Raw genomic sequence first — 20,467 nt, forward strand, 5'->3', positions numbered from 1 at the left:
GAGTTGTGTCAGAATGGATTTTGAGTGATACCTTTGTCGTACGCACAGCGTCGATTGTGGTTCATCCACAAATTCGAGGGATCGTCTGCAACATACAATATTCCGGTCGCGTTGCGCCTGATCGGAACATTGGACGTGGACGCCCTGAATGCCGCCGTTCACGATATCGTCGGACGCCATGAATCCTTGCGGACAATTTTTAAGGAATTGGATGGTGTCGCGACTCAGCACATCCTGGAACCCGGACAGTACGAGCTCTCCACCGAGGTGACCGCGGTGGACGACGTGAACGAAGCGATCTCCGCGGCCATCGAGTACGAATTCGATCTCTCGTCGGAAATACCGATTCGCGTCCGTCTGCTGCAGGACAAGCCGTCGGAATACGTCGTGGTCTTCGTGATCCATCACATCGCAGGAGACGGCTGGTCGCTCGCCCCGTTCTTTCGAGACCTCGCTGTCGCCTACGCGGCACGGTCCGAAAGTCGGGTACCGGACTGGGAACCGTTGTCGGTCCAGTACGCCGACTACACCCTGTGGCAGCGGGAGTTGCTGGGCAGCGAGGGCGATCCCGACAGCATCCTGTCCCGGCAGCTCGACTACTGGTATGACGAACTCGACGGCATCCCCGAAAGTCTTGAGCTGCCGTTCGACCGGCCCCGGCCTCGGGTAGCCACCAGTCGGGGGCAGGCGGTGTCGCTCGATATCGACGCGCCGACGCGGGCCGCGGTCGAGCAGTTCGCCCGTCAGCGCGGCGCCACCGTGTCCATGGTCCTGCAAGCAGCCCTGGCAGTCGTGCTCCACAAACTCGGTGCAGGCAGCGACATCGCCATCGGATCGCCGATCGCGGGACGCACCGAAGCCGACCTGGCCGATCTGGTCGGCTTCTTCGTCAACACGTGGGTGCTACGTGCGACCGTCGAGGCAACCTCGACGTTCGCCGAGATCGTCGGACAGGTCCGGGCGAAGGCGATCGCCGCCTATGCCAACCAGGACGCTCCTTTCGAGCTGTTGGTGGAATTACTGAACCCCACGCGATCCCCGGCCCACCACCCGCTGTTTCAGGTGTCGCTCGCATTCCACAACGCCCCACGGGCCGACGCGGAGCTGTCCGGGGTCCGGGTCGTGCGGATCGAGGTGCCCTCCACCGTCGCCCGGTTCGACCTTTCCCTCAATATCTGGGACGTAAATACGCCCGCCGGCTCGTCCCCGGCGGAGGCCGGGTACAAGGGATTTCTCGAATACGCCACCGACCTGCTTGACCGCTCGACCGCGCAGAGCATCGCCGCACGCTACCGAAACGTCCTGCGACAACTGATCCGCAACCCCGACGCTCCCGTCGGCGATCTGGAGTCGCTCGACGACGAGGAGCGCCGGCTAATTCTGGAGACCTGGAACGACACGTCCACTCCTGTCGCCGCCTGGACCTCGATAGTCGAGCAATTCCAGACACGCGTCCTCCAGTCGCCCGACCACCCCGCGATCGTCGCCGCCGATGTCGTCCTCACTTACCATCAGCTCAACACGCGGGTCGAAGCGCTTGCCCGCCGTCTGATTCGCCTCGGGTCCGGACCCGACAGCATTCTCGCGATTGCGCTGCCACGCTCGGCGGAATTCGTCATCGCCGCACTCGCCGTCCTCAGAGCCGGAGCGGCCTATCTGCCGATCGACTGCGCCTACCCCGCACAGCGCATCGAAGCGATTCTCGACGACGCTTCGCCGCAGGTCGTCGTCACAGACAGCGCTGTCCTCCCGCAACTGCCCGACATCGCCACACCGCACGTGCTGCTCGACCGCACGGACGATGACGACCTACCCTCGCCGGGCCCGTCCGAGGTGGAACCGGCCCCCAGGCTTCGGCCCGGAAACCTGGCATATCTGATCTACACGTCCGGCTCCACGGGGACGCCGAAGGGTGTGGCCATCTCCCACGGCGGCCTGAGCGCGCTCATGACCCAATCGTGGACCATCGCACCCACCGACCGGGTTATCGCCTATTCCTCGGTCGCCTTCGACGCCTCGACCTACGAGATCTGGCCCACCCTGGTGGGTGGCGGAACTCTCGTGCTGGCCCTGGGCCGCCGTACCGATATCACTGACCTCACCACGATCGTCGCCGGCAACGCCATCACGAAGATGTTCGCAACACCCGCCTTGATCACCGCCCTGGCCGAGAACGCCGGCACCGACCCACGAGCAGATCTGACCTCCATCCAGCAGCTCAATACTGGTGCAGATCGAGTCACCGCCGGCGTCATTGCCGCACTGGAGAAATTCCACCCCGACGTCCGGCTCGTCAACATGTACGGCGCGACGGAGACCACCGTCTACGCGACGGAATACTCTCTGGACCGCAACTACCGCGCCGCCTCCATTCCTGTCGGCCGTCCCATCGACAACATGCGGACCTATGTGCTGGATACGCGGCTCAAGCCGGTCCCCGTCGGCGTCCCCGGCGAGATGTACATCGCCGGCGTGCAGCTCGCGCGCGGCTACCATCGTCAGCCTTCCCTGACCGCCTCACGCTTCGTAGCCGACCCATTCAGCAGCGTCGAGAGGGGCGGCAGGCTCTACCGCACCGGTGACATCGGACGTTGGAGCTCGGCGGGCCAACTGGAATTCATCGGACGCGTCGACCAACAAGCGAAGATCCGGGGGTTCCGCGTCGAACCCGGCGAGGTGGAAGCGGTCCTGCTGTCGCACCCGATGATCGCCCAGGCCGTGGTCGAGATCTCCCGGACCGGCGCTGGATCGCTCGGTGGACGACTGGTCGCCTATGTCGTGCCGGGCGCAGACGTCGACCGATCGCCCCTGAGCGCCGACGGCGGAACCGCTGATCTGCGCAGGTTCGTCGCCGACCGCCTGCCCGAATACATGGTGCCGTCGACCGTCGTGGTGATGGAAACCCTGCCGGTCACGCCCAACGGCAAGCTCGACCGCAAAGCGCTGCCGACTCCACCTCCCGCACGCACCGCCGATTCCCGACCACCGAGTTCGCCGCGGGAACACCTCCTGGTGAATCTGTTCTCCGAGGTACTGGGCGTACCACAGGTCGGTCTCGACGACAGCTTCTTCGACCTGGGTGGGCATTCCCTGCTCGCAGCCAGGCTGATCAGCCGGATACGCGCGGCGCTCGGGGTCGACCTCAAGCTGTCGACGGTCTTCGAGGCCCCGACCGTCGCCGCACTCGCACCGCGACTCGACCACGACGGGCCCGACCTCAGCTTCGATCCGATACTGCCGTTGACGAGTTCAGGGCCGAAAGAGCCGGTGTGGTGCATCCACCCTGCCGGCGGACTCGGCTGGTTCTATCAGACATTGGGCCAGCACCTGGACCAGCGGTCCGTCTACGCCGTTCAGTCCCGGGGGCTCAACAGCGCCGCACCGGCACAGTCGTTTCGCGCTATGGCAGTCGACTACGTCGACCAGATATCCGATCTCCAGCCCACCGGCCCCTACTTTCTTTTGGGCTGGTCCTACGGCGGCATGCTGGCACACGAAATGGCGTACGAATTCACGCGCCGCGGGCAAACCGTGGCCTTCGTCGGACTCATCGACTGTCACCCTACTCTCTCGCCCGACGAGCTGTCAGGCATGAACGAAGAGCAGATCGCCGAGAACCTTGAGACATGGGTCGAGAAACGCTTCGGAGAAAAGCGCAACGATGCTCTGGTACGTGAAGGGGTATCGCGCGCGATACGGGTCACGATGCGCAACATCCAAGCGGTCGAAGGGCACCTACCGTCGATCTACAACGGTGACGCGACGATATTCAGAGCGACCCTCGACGACCGGGGTGATCCTCTTCCCCTGCAATCTCATGATTTGGCGGTGTCGTGGCGCCCTTACGTCAACGGCGAAATCACGGTGTTCGACATCGCGTGTGCACATCAAGATTTCGACCAGCCCGAATCATTGCACCAGATCGGCAAAACACTGAAAACCATCCCCGCTTTCCTGTAGTGGCGGTCGGCGCCCTAAATCCGAAAATCAGCCAACGACAGTAAATCGAATCAGGAGTATGTGAATGTCTACCAATGACGTATCGACCATCAATGGGTCGGCGCTCGGACACGACTTCCTCGCCGAATGCGAGGCCGGTGGCGGGGCACCCGAGCTCGCCGCCGCTGCCGCCCTGCTGGAGATGGGCGATCGGCTGGGGCTGGTCGCGGTGATCGAGACCGGTCGACCCTTCACCGTCGCGGAGCTCGCCGAGGCCTCCGACCTCCCGGCCGAAGGCGTGGCGGGATACTGCGAAGCCCTCGAGTCAGCGGCGATCATCGAACCCGTCGGTACGAATGGGGACGGGTACCGTGCAGTTGCCGAGTTCCCGATCATTCAGCACCAGGCCGGGTTCATCTCGTGGACGATGAACGCCAATCGCCCGTTCATCGAGAATGCTCGGGAGTTTCTGACCGATCTCGGGCGTGGGACCGGCATCAACCTTCGCGACGGTCGCGAGGTCGCGGTGAGTTCTCAGTGGATGGGATCGAAGGCGTTCTATCCGGCCGCATTGGCATTGATCCTTGAGACACGACCCAACCGGATCGTCGACCTCGGCTCGGGCACTTGCCGGCTGCTCATCGAGACACTGCTGAATATTCCGGGTTCACGCGCGGTCGGCCTCGATCTCGATCACGCTTCCTGCGTGGCCGCAGAGAAGGCAGCGGCGACAGCGGGCGTGCAGGACCGGCTAACGGTTGTCGAGCGATCGATCCAGTCGGTCGCCACCGATGCGACGCCGCTCGAAGGCGCCGACCTTATTCACGGTGGCTTCGTGTTCCACGATATGTTCCCCACCGAAGAGTCGATTGCCGACGGGGTACTTGCGGCCTGCCGTGACGCCTTGGCGCCTGGCGGCATCCTCGCATTGACCGAAGCAGTGCCGTTCCTCCGGAACGATCGAGAGCGTCGGTTCAGCGCAGCGGTCAGCTACTTTCACAAGCAGTTCATGAAGCGGCGCCTGCAGTCCGAGGACGAGTGGAAGGACCGGCTGCGAAATGCCGGCTTCTCGACAGTCGACTCGATCGAACTCGCCTTCCCGACTGGGCGGCTGTTCGTGGCGAGGAAGTGACGGCGTCGCATCGACGAGACGATTTTTCATGACCAGCGTACAAAGTGGTTCGGTGCCATCCTCGAGCCTGCCGACCCCCAGCGATGTGTGGACGAGAACCTTGGTTCCGGCGGCACACAGAGCATCTGAGTCCACGATTCACAAGCGTTCTGCTGCAGGCGGATTCGGCAGTAACTTCACCGAGCACATGGTAATGCTGACCTGGACGGCGGAGCGTGGATGGCACAACGGCACCGTGGTTCCATATGGGCCGTTGTCGGTGGACCCGTCCCTGGTTGGGCTGCACTACGGCCAGGTGGTGTTCGAAGGTTTGAAGGTGCTGCGCCAGCCTGACGGCGGGATAGCCGCGTTCCGCGCGGCGGACTATGCGCACCGGTTTGGGGACTCTGCACGTCGACTGGCCATGCCGACCTTACCGGCGGGCATGTTCGTGGCGGCGGTACGTGAGTTGGCGATCGCCGACGATCGCTGGATACCCAGCGACGAGGGACAGAGCCTGTACCTTCGCCCGACCATCTACGCAAGTGAAGCAACCCTCGCGTTGCGACCGGCAATCGAATACACCTTTCTGCTCGTCGGATTCCCCACGGCCCCCTTCTTCGGCTCGATGTTGGAGCCAATCGACGTGTGGGTATCCAGGAAATACTCGCGGGCCGCTCCAGGGGGAACGGGTTTCGCCAAATGTGCAGGCAACTATGCCGCGAGCTTTCTGGCGCAGAAAGAAGCAGAAGAGCATGACTGCCGTCAGGTGCTCTGGCTCGACTCGTCGGAGAAGCGATGGGTCGAAGAGATGGGCGGCATGAATGTGTTCTGGGTTACCAGATCCGGAGTGCTGGTGACGCCTCCTCTCACCGATACCATCCTGCCTGGCGTGACCAGAGATTCTGTCATCTCGATCGCTGGTCGACTGGGCATTCCAGTCGAGGAGCGAAGGATGGCGATCGACGACTTCTGCAAACAGATCGACGACGGGACCATCGCAGAGGTGTTCGCATGTGGCACAGCGTCTGGGATAACCCCTGTTGGTCGCATTCTGTCCGACAACGGCGCCTCGGTGATCATGCAGATTTCCGGCGAGTCGTTGACCTCACGGCTTCGCGATGTATTGATTGGAATCCAATACGGTCGTGAACCCGATTTCGGAAACTGGCTATTGCGAATCCAGTAGGTCGGCCGCTCTGTCATTCAGTTGCTCGTGAACCAGCAGCTCTCCTTGTGGAGAGCTGCTGGTTCACGCCGGGATTACGATACTCCAATCCCCCTTTCACGGGCGATCCGGTGGGTCATCCACAACAACGCCGATCCGCCATGACCTACGGATAGATCCGACGCGTAGGTAGCGCACGGATTTATCGCCAGTCGTGGTGAATCCGCGACACTGGATCAAACGCCAGAAACCCGAAGATGGGGACTAGCGATGCCACGCTTTCCTCTCGTAGAGACGCCATCATCTGAGGCGCATTCACGACGGCTACATCCAGCGCTTGCTTCGCGTGCGGTAGTTCGGACGCCGGATGATCCGCATCCGTAGGCTACCGGATCGATACGCTATGCCGCGCTTACACGGCTGTTCGGCCTGGTTGGCGAGGACCAATTACACCTATTCGCGTGGCCCTTCCTTCGATGCTCTCCTGAGAAACTGACAGCTGTCGTGAGTTCGGCGAAGGGCCCCCGGGTCGTCAGTCCCGGCAGGCGTTAGTCGGTCTGCTGAGCAAGTTGTGCCTGCTTGGAGTCGATATGGCGCAGTGTCTGCTGCAGAGCACTGACCTCACCGAGCCACTGCTTTTCGCGTGCCTGCGCCAGGCGTGTTTCGGCGTTGGCCCGCATCTGTTCCAGTCGGGGTAGCTGGGCGGCGTCCAAACGTAGGAATGGGCAACGGACGCAGGCGTGTTCGTGGATGCAGGGTGTGCCGTAGGGGCGAAAGCAATCACCGAGCTCAACGCGTCGGAGCAGAAAATGCCGCTCGAACTCGGCCCATTCCTCCGGCGTGGCGTCACGATATTCGATGGACTCGCGCAGGGTCCGCCGGTGAACGATGAACTCCTGATGGTGGCGGATGACCTCGTCGGGGAAGACCGCGGTGTAGCCGCGCGTGGTGTCGAGATCCAAGTGACCGAGCAACGCCGCAACGATATGCAGCGGGAGCCCGGATCCGACGGCGTCGGTGCTGAACAGACGGCGGAAATCATGAGGCGTGAACGTGATCGGCGTCCCGTTGTCGGCCAGTTCGGCCGCCTGGGCGGTGGCATTGAGAATGGTTCGGATGTAGTGGAAGGACAGCACTTCCTGACGCGAGCCGACGCGGCGCGCGAACAGGTGAGGCAGCGGCGGTCCGTGCAGCCGCTCGTGTATGTCGTAGCGGACCGACAACGGTATGCGTTGTTGGCCGCCTTTGGCTCGTCGCTGAACGGCGACAAGAACTTCGACCAGTTCCGGGCTCATCGGGATGAGGCGTTCGATATCGATCTTCGATGGTGCGATGTGCAGCAGCGGGACCAGGGTGTCGGTGGTGGGCGGGGTGTAGTGCCGGATTGACAGCTGCGTGAGTTCCACAACCTCCTCGATGCGACAGCCCGTCAGCCGCAGGGTCTCGATCACCGCCCATGCCCAGAAAGTGTCCGCTTCGAGCTGGGTCACGTCGATCAAACCGAGCTTGTTGGACAGCTCAGCCGGGCCGGCGATCCAGATCCGTGCGCGGCGTTCGCGCGGAGTCCCGAGGGGAGGGTCGTGGCGGCGATAGCAGCTGCCGTCGATCTCGAATTCTGTTTCGTGCTCAGCGTTTTCAGCGGCCCGAAGCAAGCGGGCGGTCCCGTCCTTGCGTCGGGTCGCAGTGGCGGTGAGTGCGGGCAGCAACGGAGTCAGGACGCGGGTGCGTTGCTGCATACGCGCTTTGACTCGATTGCGCACCTTCGTCGAGGAACGAACATCGGCGTCACGAACCGGCGATGGCGCAGCCCACTGGGCCCAGCGCGACGGATCCTCGATGGCCCATTGCTGAATATCGCGGTAGAACGCGCGAACGCTGAAAAGAATCCCATGGTAGTCCCCGCGAGCGTGGCCGTTGTAGGTCGATGAGAGGCGTTCTCTCCAAGCCGCGATGACCGCGGGGCTCAGTCGCAGATCCGCTTGGTTCGGGTGGTCTTGCAGAATCGTCCACCAGAACAAGCGCACCAGGTGGTGAGCGATGTGCTGGACCGTGGCGTAGTCGACTCCTGGCCGGATTTCTTCGAGGTAGTCGACCAGCAGGTCTCGGACGGGGCTGGGCGGGACACCGTAGCGGTCGACGAGCGCGACTGTGGAGTGCTGTCGAGTATTGCCCTTGGCGCTCCAAACTGCCCGCAGTGTCGGCGGCTCGTCCGCGAAAGGCCCCAGTTCGACCATCAACTCCCAGGCCAGATGCTCGCGTCGGAGCCGACCCGAGGCCCGGACCAGATCGGCGTAAGCGAGCAAGTCCTCCCCGGTCACCTCCGCCAAACGTTTGCCGGTGCGGATCATGACCCGGATCAGGCAGGTCTCGGCATCGAGTTGCAACCGTCGGACCTGGATCCGATAGGTCTCCAATTCCCGCAGCCGAGCGAACAATTCCGCATCGTTGAACAACGTGAAGCGCGGCACCAAATCATGAATCCGGGTGCACAACATGAACGAATAGGACGGCCGGATCACCCGACCGAACGTCAACGCCACCAATGCCCCCTGCCCATCGTAGGACCGGGTAATCCGTCCCTGACGTGCCAGCTCTCGGGCCCAAGCCCTAGGTGCCTCATCCGCGCCGCTAGCCAGCCACCGCTCCTCCCAAGTCGCGCCGGGAAACTCGCCAAGCCATTCCAGCATCACCCGCAGATGCCGAATCCAGCGCTTCCGATTGTGAGGGGCAGGTGGAAGCAGCGGCTCAAGCCTTTCGGTGAGGGTGGCTGTCAATGCTTCGGCATCCTGGGTGAGCAGCTCGACCCCTGGACTGTTGTCGGGGCGTGGTGGCGGCGCGTGGCCAGCGTCATAGCCAGCGAGCAGAAGGACGCGGCCGGCAGGACCGTATCGGGAGTCTCGGGGAACCTCGATAACGGTGCGAGACACCGGCGTCGAATGAATGCTCATTCGGTCAGCCCGAGCAGTTCGCGAACCTGTGCCGCGTCATACTCCTCGCCGATCCGGAGACCGACGGGGCGGGGACGGGCATGATGCTCGGTGACCTTGGCGATCAAATCCTCGAGCCGGGGCCTGGTGTAGAGCAACGTGGTGCTGATCGACGCATGTCGAAGAATGGACTGGACATCGACCAAGGTGAACGTTGGGTCCGAAGCCATCCGCGCCGCCGCAGTGTGCCGCAGATCGTGCAGCGAGTGGTTCGTTCCCAACGCCTCGTTTGCGCGCATCAGGACGGCGCGCATCGCGTGATAGGTCAACGGCCGATGGGGGCGGCGCAAGGTATGCCAGACCAACCCGTCGTCCAGACACCCCTGCTGCGCGGCTTGCATCAGGTAGAGAGCCAGCCATCCGAACGCATCAGCCGATGCCGGAACCTCGGCAGCCTCGCGAGTTCCCTTGGCAATCACCGCGATTGTTCGCCGCCCGGCGTCGATGCCGTCGAGACGCACTCCCAACAGCTCCGATGCTCGAACCCCAGACGACAGATAGAACGCAACCAAGGCCCGGTCCCGGTCACTGCGCAGGGCCGAGAACAGATTGTCCACTGCCTGATCAGGGATCGAACGAGGCAACTGCCGAGGAACGCGCTGCCGGTACTTTCCCCGCCGCGACCCCGCGAACGGCTCCATCGGATTGTGGTGAGCGTAAATTCGGCCCCCGCCGCGCCCTGCTCGCTGTGGGACCGGATTCATCAGCGGCCCCAGATCGGCATCGATAGCGAAAGTGTAGAACCCCGACACGACCGTCAACTGGTGATTGATCGTCCTCGCCGCGTAACCCAGAGTCGGATAAGGCTTCCCCGTAACAAGATTCACCGAGCCCAACGGTGGGGCCGAAGGTGAGCGCCGAACCCGCTGCGGGTTCGGCGCGACTCGCAGGTACTCCACCAACTCGCGGACATGCCAGCGTTCCGCGCGCTGCCATGGCACGCCCAGCGCGTGCAGGAACCGCAGCCAACGCAGCAGATCGAACGCGTAGCTCCGAAGTGACGCGGAGCTCAAATCGCATGTCCACAAGTCCCGTAGCCACAACTCCGCAGCCTCATGAGGACGGTCTGGAAACCTGACCAACCAGCCCGGAACGTCGGAGATCGGCTCGATCCGACCCACCGTTGGCAACGCCGCCGCGCCAATGCTCATCCTGCCACCCTCCATATCGACGAACGATCACATATCCCGCCAATGGACACGCGGTAGTTCAGTCAACATGTCGCATCATCGCGATCCGCGAGGGCGGGGAATGTAGTTTGCTCAGCCGCAACGGCAATGACGTCAGCGCGGCCTATCCGGAGATCGTCACGGCGCTGAAAGACCTGTCCGGCAACCGATCTCTGATCCTGGACGGCGAGATCGTGGCGCCGGACCGCGAGGGAGCGCCCTCGTTCGGCCGGTTGCAGCGGCGCATGCACGTGGTACGGCCGGGAGAGCAGCTGATCGGCGAGGTCCCGGTGCGTTTCTTCGTCTTCGACGTGCTTCGTGTGGACGACCTCGACGTCACCGGGGAGACCTACCTCCAGCGGCGCGAGCGGCTGGCCGAGCTGCCGCTCGTCGAACCGCTGTCGGCGCCGCCGCACTGGCTCGATGTGGATGCGGCACAGTTGCTGGAGGTCGCGCGGGAACATCGGATCGAGGGGATCGTGTCCAAACGGACCGATTCGGTGTATCTGCCCGGCCGCCGGTCGCCCGCCTGGATCAAGACGCCGCTGCGGCAGAACACCGAGGTCGTGGTGGCCGGGTGGACACCGGGCGCGGGCGCGTTCGGACCGTCGTTCGGCTCGCTGATCATGGGTGCGCACGACGAGACCGGTCGGCTCGTCTATATCGGCAATGTCGGCACCGGCTTCACTCACGCCGCCCGCCGCGTCCTGCGCGGTGCCCTCGACGGGATCGCCGTCTCCACAGCCCCTTTCGACCCGCCGCCACCGGAAGCGGCGGGGGCGGGCTGGCGCTGGGTGGATCCGATCCTCGTCGCCGACGTCGAATATCGCGAATACTCCGGCGAACGCCTGCGCATGCCCAGCTGGAAAGGGTTGCGCACCGACAAACCGCCCGCCCTGGTCTCGGTCCCGCCACGGCGCTGACACCCGTGCGAACCTCGCGATGGGGCAAGGCAATTGGCGTTATCGGTAGCGATCGACCACAATTGGAGGGATGGGCGGCGTAGGGGCACGGAAGCTACGCGAGCTTTCGGCTGCCGATTCACTGAAACGACTGGCGGGCGCGCAATACGGGCGAATCGTCTACTCGCGCCGGGGACTTCCGATCATCCGGCCGGTCAATCACATCGTCGAGGAGGATGTCGTCGTGGTGCGCGCGCACCTGGGCGCCAGCCTGCTGCGCGGTGACGGTCAGGTGGTGGCGTACGAGGCCGACTCGTTCGACGAGCACACCCGGCAGGGCTGGAGCGTGATCGTCACCGGGGTGGCGCGGGTGGTCATGGATCCCGAACAGGTGCAGCGCTACGAGACGCTGCTCGACCCGTGGATCAATATGCCGATGGACCACGTCATCCGCATCGAGGCCGAGATCGTCACCGGTCTGGAGCTGATCGACGAGGGCGACTGGACCCAGCCCCAGCGCCCTTCGCCGCGCTGATCCGGCACCGGGCGCCACTCCGACTCGGCGCCCTGTACCGCGCCGACCCGACACCACGCGCCGGGGTCACTGTGAGCCACAGACCGCTCCGGTAGCGTGACACGCCGTTGGATCGAGCGCCGCAATTCGTCGGCACGCTCGACGCGGCCGGTGTCTCGCAGGTGCGAACAGGGGGGTTCCGGCCGCCGGCACGCGGAAGGAACACCATTTGACAGCCTCGGAACGGCAGCTACCGGACACCGGCGCCGCACCCACGGACGAGGGATACTCGCGCGGCCTCTCCCCGCGCACCATCCAGATGATCGCCATCGGCGGCGCGATCGGCACCGGCCTGTTCTACGGCGCGGGCGGCGCGATCCAGAAGGCCGGTCCCGCGCTCATCCTGTGCTACCTGGCCGCCGGTCTGGCCATCTTCGTGATCATGCGGGCGCTGGGCGAACTGCTCACCTATCGCCCGGTCGCGGGCAGTTTCGCCGACTACGCGCACGAATTCCTGGGTCGCTTCGCGGGATTCGCCACCGGCTGGACCTACTGGGCGGTCTGGGTGGCCACCTGCATGGCCGAGATCACCGTAGCCGGGAAGTACGTGCAGTACTGGTTCGATATCCCGCAGTGGGTGACCGCGCTGGTCGTGCTGGGCATCATGTTCGTCGCCAACCTGGTGTCGGTGCGACTGTTCGGCGAGGGCGAGTTCTGGTTCTCCACCATCAAGGTGACCGCCATCGTCACCATGATCGTGCTCGGCCTGGGCGTGCTGATCTTCCACTTCGGCCACGCCGCCAACCCGACCGTCACCAATCTGTGGAACGACGGCGGCGTGTTCCCCAACGGCTTCGGGCAGGCGCTGCTGGCCCTGCAGATCGTGGTCTTCGCCTATGTCGGCGTGGAGCTGGTGGGCGTGACCGCCGGTGAGGCCCGCGACCCCAAGCGCACGCTGCGCAAGGCCATCAACTCGCTGCCGTTGCGGATCGGCCTGTTCTACGTCGGCGCGCTCGTGGTCATCATGTCGGTGTCGAGCTGGCGCACCTTCCACGCGGGTCGCAGTCCGTTCGTGGAGGTCTTCGAACAGATCGGCATTCCGGGCGCGGCCGGGATCATCAACTTCGTGCTGCTCACCGCGGCGCTGTCGTCGTGCAACTCGGGCATCTACTCGACCGGGCGCATGCTGCGCAGCCTGTCGCAGCGTCAGGACGCGCCGCCCGCGCTGGCGAACCTGAGCGGCCGGTCGGTGCCGGCGGCCGGTATCGCGGTCTCGGCGGCGGTCATGGTGATCGGTGTCGCGGTGAACTACTTCTCGCCGGACAAGGCGTTCGGCTACATCACCTCGGTGTCCACCATGGGCATCATCTTCGTGTGGGGCATGATCCTGATCTGCCACCTGATCTACCGGGTCCGCGTCAAGCAGGGCGTGCTGCCGGGCAGCGACTACCGGCTGCCGGGAGCCCCGATCACCACGGCGCTGGCGCTGGCGTTCCTGGCACTGGTCGTGGTGCTGCTGTTCTTCACCGAGGACGGTCGCAGCGCGCTCGTGGTCGGCGCGGTGTGGGGTCTGCTGGTGTGCGCGGCCTATCCGTTGATGGCCCGCAAATCCGCGGAAAGCGCTGTCCACCAGTAACTCCGGACAGATCCGAGACGACGCCCGCCCGCCGCCCACTCGTGGCCGGGCGGGCGGAGTCGTTTCACCCCGGGTCTCATTCCCTGTGCGAGGTAATGAAATCCGGGCATGCGGGGCGCGCGGCGGGCGTAGCTTGCTTGGTGCAGGCTAGTTCCAGGGGTGAACATGAACGATCCGCGACGCTATGTTGTCATCGGCGGGGGACTGGCCGGATTGGCCTCCGCGGTCTGGCTCGCCGAAGCCGGGAAACAGGTCACGCTCCTGGAACGCCGCGGACGGCTCGGCGGGCGCACGCACTCGCTGGAAGTCGCGCCGCTGCGCGACATTCCCGACAACGGCCAGCACGTGATCGCCAGCGGTTACGAGCATCTGTTCCGGTACCTGACCAGCGTCGGCACCCGGCAGTACGTGAGCTTCCCGCAGCAGGGCGTGCTGCGCTGGCCCGGCGGGCGCACGGCGATCATGGGCACCACCGGACTTCCCGCCGTGCGCGCCCTGCTCGGCGCCCACCCCGACGCGAGCGCCGCCGACCGGGTGCGCGCGGCCGCCGCGACCGTCAAGATGGGCTGGCAGAGTCTGCGCCAGCCCGGTGATCTGGCCGACCTCACCACCGACCAATGGTTCCGCCGCCTCGGCATGCCCGACACCGCCCGCGAGGCGCTGTGGGACTGGCTGGCCCTCGGTATCGCCGCCGAACCGGTGCGGCAGGAATCGGCCAAGGTGTTCGCCGACGTGCTGGCCACCGGAATCCGCTTGGGCGTCAAGCGGATGCGTCCGGTCACCATCGGCTATCCGACCACCGATCTGGACACCTTGTTCGTCTCCGGCGCGCAGCGGGTCTTCGACCGGCACGGGGTGGACGTGAAATACCGGGCCGTGGCGCGCCGCATCCACATCGCCGACGGTGCGGTCACCGGCGTCGAATTGGCCGGGGGCGAGATGCAACCCGCCGACGCGGTGGTGTGCGCGGTCCCCAATTCCTACATCGGCGGACTGCTCGACGAGCTGCCCGAGCACGACCGCATCTATTCGGCCGCCGACAAACTCGGCTACACGCCGATTGTCAGCACCAACCTGTATCTGGACCGCCCGCTCGGCACCAAGGCCGCCATGGAGGCCCTCATCGGCGGGACCGGCGTCATCGACGAGGTCTTCGACCGGCAGCGCATGCACGGGCGCGGGACCCTGAACGGCTGGCTGTACTGCCTGACCACCAGCGGCGCGTACGAGCAGATCCACAAACCGCACCACGAGGTGGTCGACGAGCAGATGGCGCTGCTGCGGCGCTACTACCCGGCCGCCGAGGAAGCCGAAGTGCTGCACGCGCAGGTGGTTCCGATGCCGCGGGCCACCTTCTCACAGGTGGTCGGCACCGACGGGTTGCGGCCGGACCAGGCCACCTCGGTGCCCACGCTGGTGCTGGCGGGGGATTGGACCCGGACCGACTGGTCGGCCACCATGGAGAGCGCCGCCCAGAGCGCGGCCAAGGCTGTCGACCTCCTGCTCGCCCTCCCCGCCGTCCGGACCCAGAACCGGCGCAAGGTCATGCGGCGCTGAGTCGGCGAACCATCACTCGCGTTCGGCTCGCGACACGGGCTCGCGGAAGTAGTTGAGGATCAGCCGCGTGATGTCGGCGAGGAAGCGCTCCCGCGGGATGGGCGGACCGTCCAGCAGATAGCGGATGGTCAGATGCTCGACCGTCCGCACCAGCATCCACGCCGCCGCATCGGCGTCCACCTCGGCCGGAATCGGATACTGCCGCATGGACAGCGCGACCCGGGCCAGCTCGCCGATCTGCTGCTCGAACGCCACCACCGGGCCCGCCGCCGAAAGCCGTGGCGTCTGCTCGACCACGGCCCGCAACAGTTCACGGTCATTGCCCAGCGCATCCATCAGATACGAGATCGTCTCCGGCACCGACACTTCCGGCGGACGGCCGATATTCGACAGCACCCGTGCGCGGACCCGCTCGGCCACCTCGACGGTGTAGCGCTCGATCACCGCGGCCACGATCGCGTCCTTGTTCGGGAAGTACTGATACAGCGAACCCGGGCTGATATCCGCCGCCGCCGCAATGCGATTGGTCGACGCGCCATCGTAGCCGTGGGTGATCAGCACCCGCTGGCCCGCGTCGACGATGCGGGCCACCATGGCGCGCGAACGATCCTGCTGCGGGGTCCGACGCGGCGGCGGCACCGGTGATTTCGGGGTGCGGCGTTTCGATGTCATGGCGATTCGGGCGAGATCCGGAAATGCGAATTGAAGGCGAGCGAAAAGTCGTGTCAGCGTTGGCACATGGTGTCACACAACGTGGTGTCGGACCAGGGGCCGCGGGAGATCCGAGAGCCCGGGGGTCCGCTCGGACCGGATTCGCTGACCTGGAAGACCTTCGGGTCGCTGTACTTCCTGCCCAGTGCATTGTTCGTCGGGATGGTGCAGAACATGCACCCGGGGCTCGGAGCGGGAGTCGAATTCCATTCCGAGATCCACGACGAGTTCTATCAACGAATTCTGCGGTCGCTGTATCCGATCTACGGGGTGGTGTTCGACGGCGAGCGCGCCGGGCGGACCGCACGGGAGATCGTCGGCTATCACCGTGACATCAAAGGCGTCGACGGGCAGGGCCGCCGATACCACGCGCTGGACCCGGGCACCTTCTACTGGGCGCACGCGGTGTTCTTCGTCCAGAACCTGCGTGCCGCCGACCTTTTCATGGGCGGGCTGAGCGAGGCCGAGCGCGAACAACTCTGGCGCGAGCACTATCGCTGGTACGAGCTGTACGGCATGAGCATGCGGGTGGTGCCGACGAGCTGGCCCGCCTTCCAACGCTATTGGGCCGGCATGTGCCGCGACACCCTGGAACCGACCAAGGCCGCCCGCGATGTCTTCCAGCTCGTCGACACCGTGCCCGTACCGCCGTTCCCGCTGGTGCGACGGCTGCCGACACCACTGTGGGAACACCTCGTCCGGCCCGCGGGCGGGCAGTTCTATCGGTTCGTGACGATCGGGCTGTGCGATCCGGAGATCCGCCGGATCATGGGTTTCACCTGGACCGACCGCGACCAGCGGCGGTTCGAGCGGCTCTGCCGGACGCTGTCGGCCATGAACCGGGTGACACCCGACGGGGTCAAGTACTTCTTCCCGCGTATTCACGCCGCCCGCCGCCGAGTCGCGGGGAGCCGCCCGGCCTGGCTGCCGCCGCCCGAAGCACCCGAAATGCTGTGGCCCGCCGCCGGACACCGCGCCGAGGGCAAGCACTACTGCCCGGTCCACGCCGATCGCGGCTCGGACCGGATCACCAGATTCCGCCAGCTGACAGGGTGGTGACGCCATGACTCACCCGTACGACTACTACTACCGGCCGGGGATGCCGCTGCGCCCGGCACCGCCGCGAGCCGTGGCCTCCGACCTGTGGTTCGAACCGCGGAAAGCGTTGCTGGGCGCGTGGATCGACGTGCGCCGCGAACCCGTCGAGACGCCACGCGCCCGGCTCATGGCCGATCACCTGTGGCAGGGCGACGAACCGATGGACGCGCTCGTCGCGGCGTTCGGCCGCCTCGGATCCGCGGGCGGTCGCCGCATGCTGAACCAGGCCCTCACCCACGGCATCGACAGCCTCGACGACCCGCTGCCGGAACTGGTGAATCTGTTCGCGCTGCTGGATGATCCGCCCGACTGGTACGACCCGGACCTGTGGGAGTACGGTCGCCGGCTCTGGATCAACGTATCGCTCGCGGGCAAGATGGCCATGGGCGTGCAGGACTTCATGGGCACCTTCGTCGGCGCGGAGGTCGCCTCCGCCGTTGGTCAGACCGGGCGGTTCGTGCGGGACCCGTACCGGCGCGGCCTGGAATCCTCGGTCTGGTTCCGCAGCGTCACCGCGCCCGGAGCGCTGGACCGCCGCAACGCGATCTTCCACGACACCGTGCGGGTCCGGCTCATGCACGCCCAGGTGCGAGCCATGCTCCGGCGCACCTGGGGCGACGAGCATTTCGCCGAACACGGCAACCCCATCTCCAACGCCACCACCATGGGCGCGGCGGTCACCTTCGGTCTGTCACCCATCTGTTTCGACCACGTGCACGGGCGGCGCAGCACCACCCGGCAGCTCGATGCGGTGATGCACTACTGGGCCTATATCGCGCACGTCTTCGGTGTGGCCGACGAACTCGTCCCGCGGACGGCGGCCGAGGGGATGGAGCAGGCCGACTACATGGTCGCCACCGCGGGCGTGGCCCCGCAGTGGACCGCCGCCATGGCCGGGGCCGCCACCCGGCGCTTCACTACCGGAACACCGACCGGTCGCCTCCAAATCGCCGCCACCGCACCGCTGCTCGGCGCACTCGCCTACTACAGCGGCGCGCCTCTGGTCCGGGCTCTGCTCGCGGACACCCCGTTGAGTTCGGTCCCGCTGCAACCCTTCTCGCAGCTCACCGCGCTGGCCGCGGCCACTCAGGTCCGGCTCCGGGCGCTCGACGACCGGCTGCCCGGCGCTCGCGCCCGCATGGTCCGCCGTGCCCGCCACATCGACCCCATGTGGGACCGCAACACCCGCGTCGCGCGCTACCTCGCCGCCCGCGCCGGCATCCGCGGCACTCCGTTCGACCACCACGACAGCACCGCGGACGCCGCGAGCTGCCCGGTCTGATCGGTCAGCCCTGCGACCCCACGATGCCCAGGTACACGACCATCAGCGTGAACAGGAACCAGCCCACGCCCTGCCAGATCGGCCACGCCCGCCCGGCCCGCCACGCGCGGAACGCCAGCACCAGCGCGAGGATGCCACCGGCGAGCAGGACTCCGCCCGGCACCAGGCCCACCACCACCTTCGAGGTCCCGTCGCACAGCACCGACCCCGCGTTCAGACACCGATCCCGGGCCGACGCCCACACCAGCACGATCACGCCGCCCCCCACCGCGATCCCGAGCACGCTCAGCACGTAGCGGGTCGCGTGCCGCAGCATCTCCGGATCGTTCCACCGCTTCTCCACGTCATTGACCATCGCCGCACCTCCTCGCCCTGGCGTTACCCGTTCCCACGCTGGATACCACCATGATCGTCCCCGCGACGGCGGCGTGGCACGCCCCGACCAGCCGATCAGGGGTGCGGAGTGCGGCATTCCGGTGAAAACCCCTCGCCGAAGTCATGGGGTGGTGTGTCAGCATCGAGGCATGCCCCACTGGATTCAGGTGCTGCCCGCCTTCGCCCTCGCCTCGCTCATCCTGGCCGCGCTGCCCGGACCGGCCACCGCGCTGTTCCTGCAGCGGTCGGTGCGCGACGGGCGGGCCGCGGGGCTGGCGGCCGTGGTGGGCAATGAGATCGGCATCTTCGGGTGGACGGTCGCCGGAGGCGCGGGACTGTCGGCGCTGCTGGTGGCCAACCAGATCCTGAACGTGGGCATCCACCTGATCGGCGCGTTCGTCCTGATCTGGCTGGGAATCCAGGCCTGGCGTGGCACCCGCGGCGATCGCGGGGCCCGCGCCGACGACGCCTTCGGTGCGGCGCTGACCGCCGCGCTGCCCGGCGGCCGCACGCCCGCAGCCGCCTTCCGCGCCTCGTTGATCTCCATCGCGGCCAACCCCAAGGCCGCGGTCTTCGGCCTGACGATTCTGCCGCAGTTCCTACCCGGCAGCGGCCCGGTGCTGCCGACTGTGTTCATCCTGGCCGCCATCCAGCTGGTCATCGACACCTCGTGGTGCGTCGGCGTCGTCCTGGCCGCCGACCGCGCCGGAACCTGGCTGCGCCGCACCGGCATTCGCCACCGCATCGAACGCACCCTGGCCGCGATCCTCGTCGCGCTCGGCCTGGGCCTCGCGGCCGACGCCCGCTGACCCGCAGCGGACTGCCGGGCCAGGTCAACGGGGTGAGGCAGGCGCCGACAGGAAGTCCTGGCCGCCGACGTAGACCGTGTGGCCCAGGGGCGCGTCCAGGGTGGTGGCGTCGGCGACGGCGGTGGCGAATTCCTCGACCGTCGGCAGATCGCCCTGGTCGCGGCGCTGGGTCACCGCGTCGGGGTCGCGGCGCTCGAGCAGGCGCACGATGATGGTGCCGTCGATCATGTCGCCGGACACCACGGTGAAACCGATTCCGCGGTCGGCGAATTCGCCGGTCATGGCACGCAGCGCGTCCTCACCGGCCCGCTTGCTCGCGGCGATCTGCTCGTAGCCGGGCGGGGCCTGGCGGGTGGGGGAGAAGTGGGCCTGGTGGCTGGTGACGAACACGATCCGGCCGCCCGCGGGCAGATGTGGCAGCGCGAGCGCGGCCAGCCCGGTCTGGGCGTCGCGATTGAGCAGCATGGCGTAGTCGGGCGCGGCATCGCGCTCCAGACCACCGGAGGCGTTGAGCACCAGCACATCCAGGCGGCCGAACTCGGCCACCACACCCTCGACGAGCGCCCGCGCGCTCTCGGGATCCGCGATGTCCGCACCCGCCACCGAGGCACTGCCACCCGCGGCGGCGATCTCGGCGGCCAGGGTCTCGGCTCGCTTGCGCTTCTCCCGGTAGTTCACGACCACGTGGTCGCCCCGGCCCGCCAGCACCCGCGCGGTCTCCGCGCCGATACCGCGGGAGGACCCGGTGACCAGCACGATGCGCCGCCCGTTCCCTGTCGTCGTAGTCATGCGCGACCTCCATCCACCAGAGTGCTTCTAATTCAGAAGTACTACATTGGTACTTCGAAATGAGAAGCGCAAGTCAGCCACCGCCCGCCAACAGCCGTGCCGACGACTCGGCCGCCCCGCTCCTGGCCGCCATGGACCTGCTCGGCCAGCGCTGGATCCTGCGCGTGATCTGGGAATTGGAGCCGGGCGCACTGGGCTTCCTGGAACTGCGCCGCCGCATGGGCAATTGCTCGTCGAGCATGCTGTCGGTGCGCCTGCAGCGGCTCGCCGACGCCGAGGTCGTGCTCAAGCGGCCCGACAAGTCCTACGAGTTGACCACCGCCGGTAAGGACTTGGGTCGCGTCCTGGAAGGCGTATGGGAGTGGTCGGAGCGGTGGGCCGACAAGCTCGAGGGCACCCGCGACACCGAAGGCGGGTAAG

General features: G+C 66.2%; 16 protein-coding genes. 11 read left to right on the forward strand and 5 right to left on the reverse strand.

The genetic code is table 11. From position 1 onward, the window contains the following. Positions 1–33: 33 nt before the first annotated feature. The 3 genes from ABZ382_RS05850 (at position 34) to ABZ382_RS05860 (ending at position 6,239) form a co-directional block, all read left to right on the forward strand. On the forward strand, positions 34–3,960 hold the full coding sequence (locus tag ABZ382_RS05850; RefSeq protein ID WP_357084713.1) for an amino acid adenylation domain-containing protein: 3,927 nt from the start codon (positions 34–36) through the stop codon (positions 3,958–3,960). Between the two features lie 64 nt (positions 3,961–4,024). After that, positions 4,025–5,071 carry a class I SAM-dependent methyltransferase gene (locus ABZ382_RS05855; protein ID WP_357084716.1) on the forward strand — a complete coding sequence of 349 codons (1,047 nt, stop codon included), beginning with the start codon at positions 4,025–4,027 and terminating at the stop codon, positions 5,069–5,071. A 28-nt stretch (positions 5,072–5,099) separates the two neighbouring features. Next, entirely contained in the window at positions 5,100–6,239 is a 1,140-nt protein-coding gene (locus tag ABZ382_RS05860) for a branched-chain amino acid aminotransferase (protein ID WP_357084719.1), read from the forward strand. A gap of 527 nt (positions 6,240–6,766) precedes the next feature. On the opposite strand, the gene ABZ382_RS05865 is transcribed toward ABZ382_RS05860, so the two are convergent. Further along, positions 6,767–9,166, reverse strand: coding sequence for a tyrosine-type recombinase/integrase (locus ABZ382_RS05865; protein ID WP_357084722.1), 2,400 nt, complete (start codon positions 9,164–9,166; stop codon positions 6,767–6,769). Next, positions 9,163–10,356 carry a tyrosine-type recombinase/integrase gene (locus ABZ382_RS05870; RefSeq protein ID WP_357084725.1) on the reverse strand — a complete coding sequence of 398 codons (1,194 nt, stop codon included), beginning with the start codon at positions 10,354–10,356 and terminating at the stop codon, positions 9,163–9,165. The genes ABZ382_RS05865 and ABZ382_RS05870 overlap by 4 nt, the downstream gene beginning before the upstream one ends. Here ABZ382_RS05870 and ABZ382_RS05875 point away from each other — a divergent pair. The 4 genes from ABZ382_RS05875 to hpnE all read left to right on the forward strand — a co-directional run bounded on the left by ABZ382_RS05875 (position 10,329) and on the right by hpnE (position 14,983). After that, entirely contained in the window at positions 10,329–11,297 is a 969-nt protein-coding gene (locus ABZ382_RS05875; protein WP_357084728.1) for an ATP-dependent DNA ligase, read from the forward strand. The genes ABZ382_RS05870 and ABZ382_RS05875 overlap by 28 nt on opposite strands. 70 nt (positions 11,298–11,367) lie before the next feature. Then, positions 11,368–11,811: a pyridoxamine 5'-phosphate oxidase family protein gene (locus ABZ382_RS05880; protein WP_357084730.1), complete on the forward strand. Its 444-nt coding sequence runs from the start codon at positions 11,368–11,370 to the stop codon at positions 11,809–11,811. A gap of 208 nt (positions 11,812–12,019) precedes the next feature. Continuing rightward, entirely contained in the window at positions 12,020–13,426 is a 1,407-nt protein-coding gene (locus ABZ382_RS05885; RefSeq protein ID WP_357084733.1) for an amino acid permease, read from the forward strand. Positions 13,427–13,591: 165 nt separating this feature from the next. After that, positions 13,592–14,983: a hydroxysqualene dehydroxylase HpnE gene (gene hpnE, locus ABZ382_RS05890; protein WP_357084736.1), complete on the forward strand. Its 1,392-nt coding sequence runs from the start codon at positions 13,592–13,594 to the stop codon at positions 14,981–14,983. A gap of 12 nt (positions 14,984–14,995) precedes the next feature. Here the strand turns inward: hpnE and ABZ382_RS05895 are convergent, their stop codons facing one another. After that, positions 14,996–15,655 (reverse strand): TetR/AcrR family transcriptional regulator, encoded by a 660-nt coding sequence (locus ABZ382_RS05895; RefSeq protein WP_357084739.1) that lies wholly within the window; start codon positions 15,653–15,655, stop codon positions 14,996–14,998. A gap of 66 nt (positions 15,656–15,721) precedes the next feature. Between ABZ382_RS05895 and ABZ382_RS05900 the strand changes: the two genes are divergently transcribed. Then, complete coding sequence (locus ABZ382_RS05900; protein ID WP_357084742.1) at positions 15,722–16,753, forward strand: oxygenase MpaB family protein; 1,032 nt, start codon at positions 15,722–15,724, stop codon at positions 16,751–16,753. Between the two features lie 4 nt (positions 16,754–16,757). After that, a complete protein-coding gene (locus ABZ382_RS05905; protein ID WP_357084745.1) occupies positions 16,758–18,074 on the forward strand; it encodes an oxygenase MpaB family protein in 1,317 nt (438 codons plus the stop codon). Positions 18,075–18,078: 4 nt separating this feature from the next. Here ABZ382_RS05905 and ABZ382_RS05910 read toward each other — a convergent pair whose 3' ends face one another. Beyond that, on the reverse strand, positions 18,079–18,429 hold the full coding sequence (locus ABZ382_RS05910) for a hypothetical protein (RefSeq protein WP_357084748.1): 351 nt from the start codon (positions 18,427–18,429) through the stop codon (positions 18,079–18,081). Positions 18,430–18,598: 169 nt separating this feature from the next. Between ABZ382_RS05910 and ABZ382_RS05915 the strand changes: the two genes are divergently transcribed. Further along, complete coding sequence (locus tag ABZ382_RS05915) at positions 18,599–19,258, forward strand: LysE family translocator (protein WP_357084751.1); 660 nt, start codon at positions 18,599–18,601, stop codon at positions 19,256–19,258. Positions 19,259–19,282: 24 nt separating this feature from the next. Here ABZ382_RS05915 and ABZ382_RS05920 read toward each other — a convergent pair whose 3' ends face one another. Further along, on the reverse strand, positions 19,283–20,047 hold the full coding sequence (locus tag ABZ382_RS05920; RefSeq protein WP_357084754.1) for an SDR family oxidoreductase: 765 nt from the start codon (positions 20,045–20,047) through the stop codon (positions 19,283–19,285). A gap of 59 nt (positions 20,048–20,106) precedes the next feature. Between ABZ382_RS05920 and ABZ382_RS05925 the strand changes: the two genes are divergently transcribed. Continuing rightward, a complete protein-coding gene (locus ABZ382_RS05925) occupies positions 20,107–20,466 on the forward strand; it encodes a helix-turn-helix domain-containing protein (RefSeq protein WP_357084757.1) in 360 nt (119 codons plus the stop codon). Position 20,467: the final 1 nt, after the last annotated feature.

Source organism: Nocardia sp. NPDC005825 (assembly GCF_040630175.1).
Classification (GTDB): domain Bacteria; phylum Actinomycetota; class Actinomycetes; order Mycobacteriales; family Mycobacteriaceae; genus Nocardia.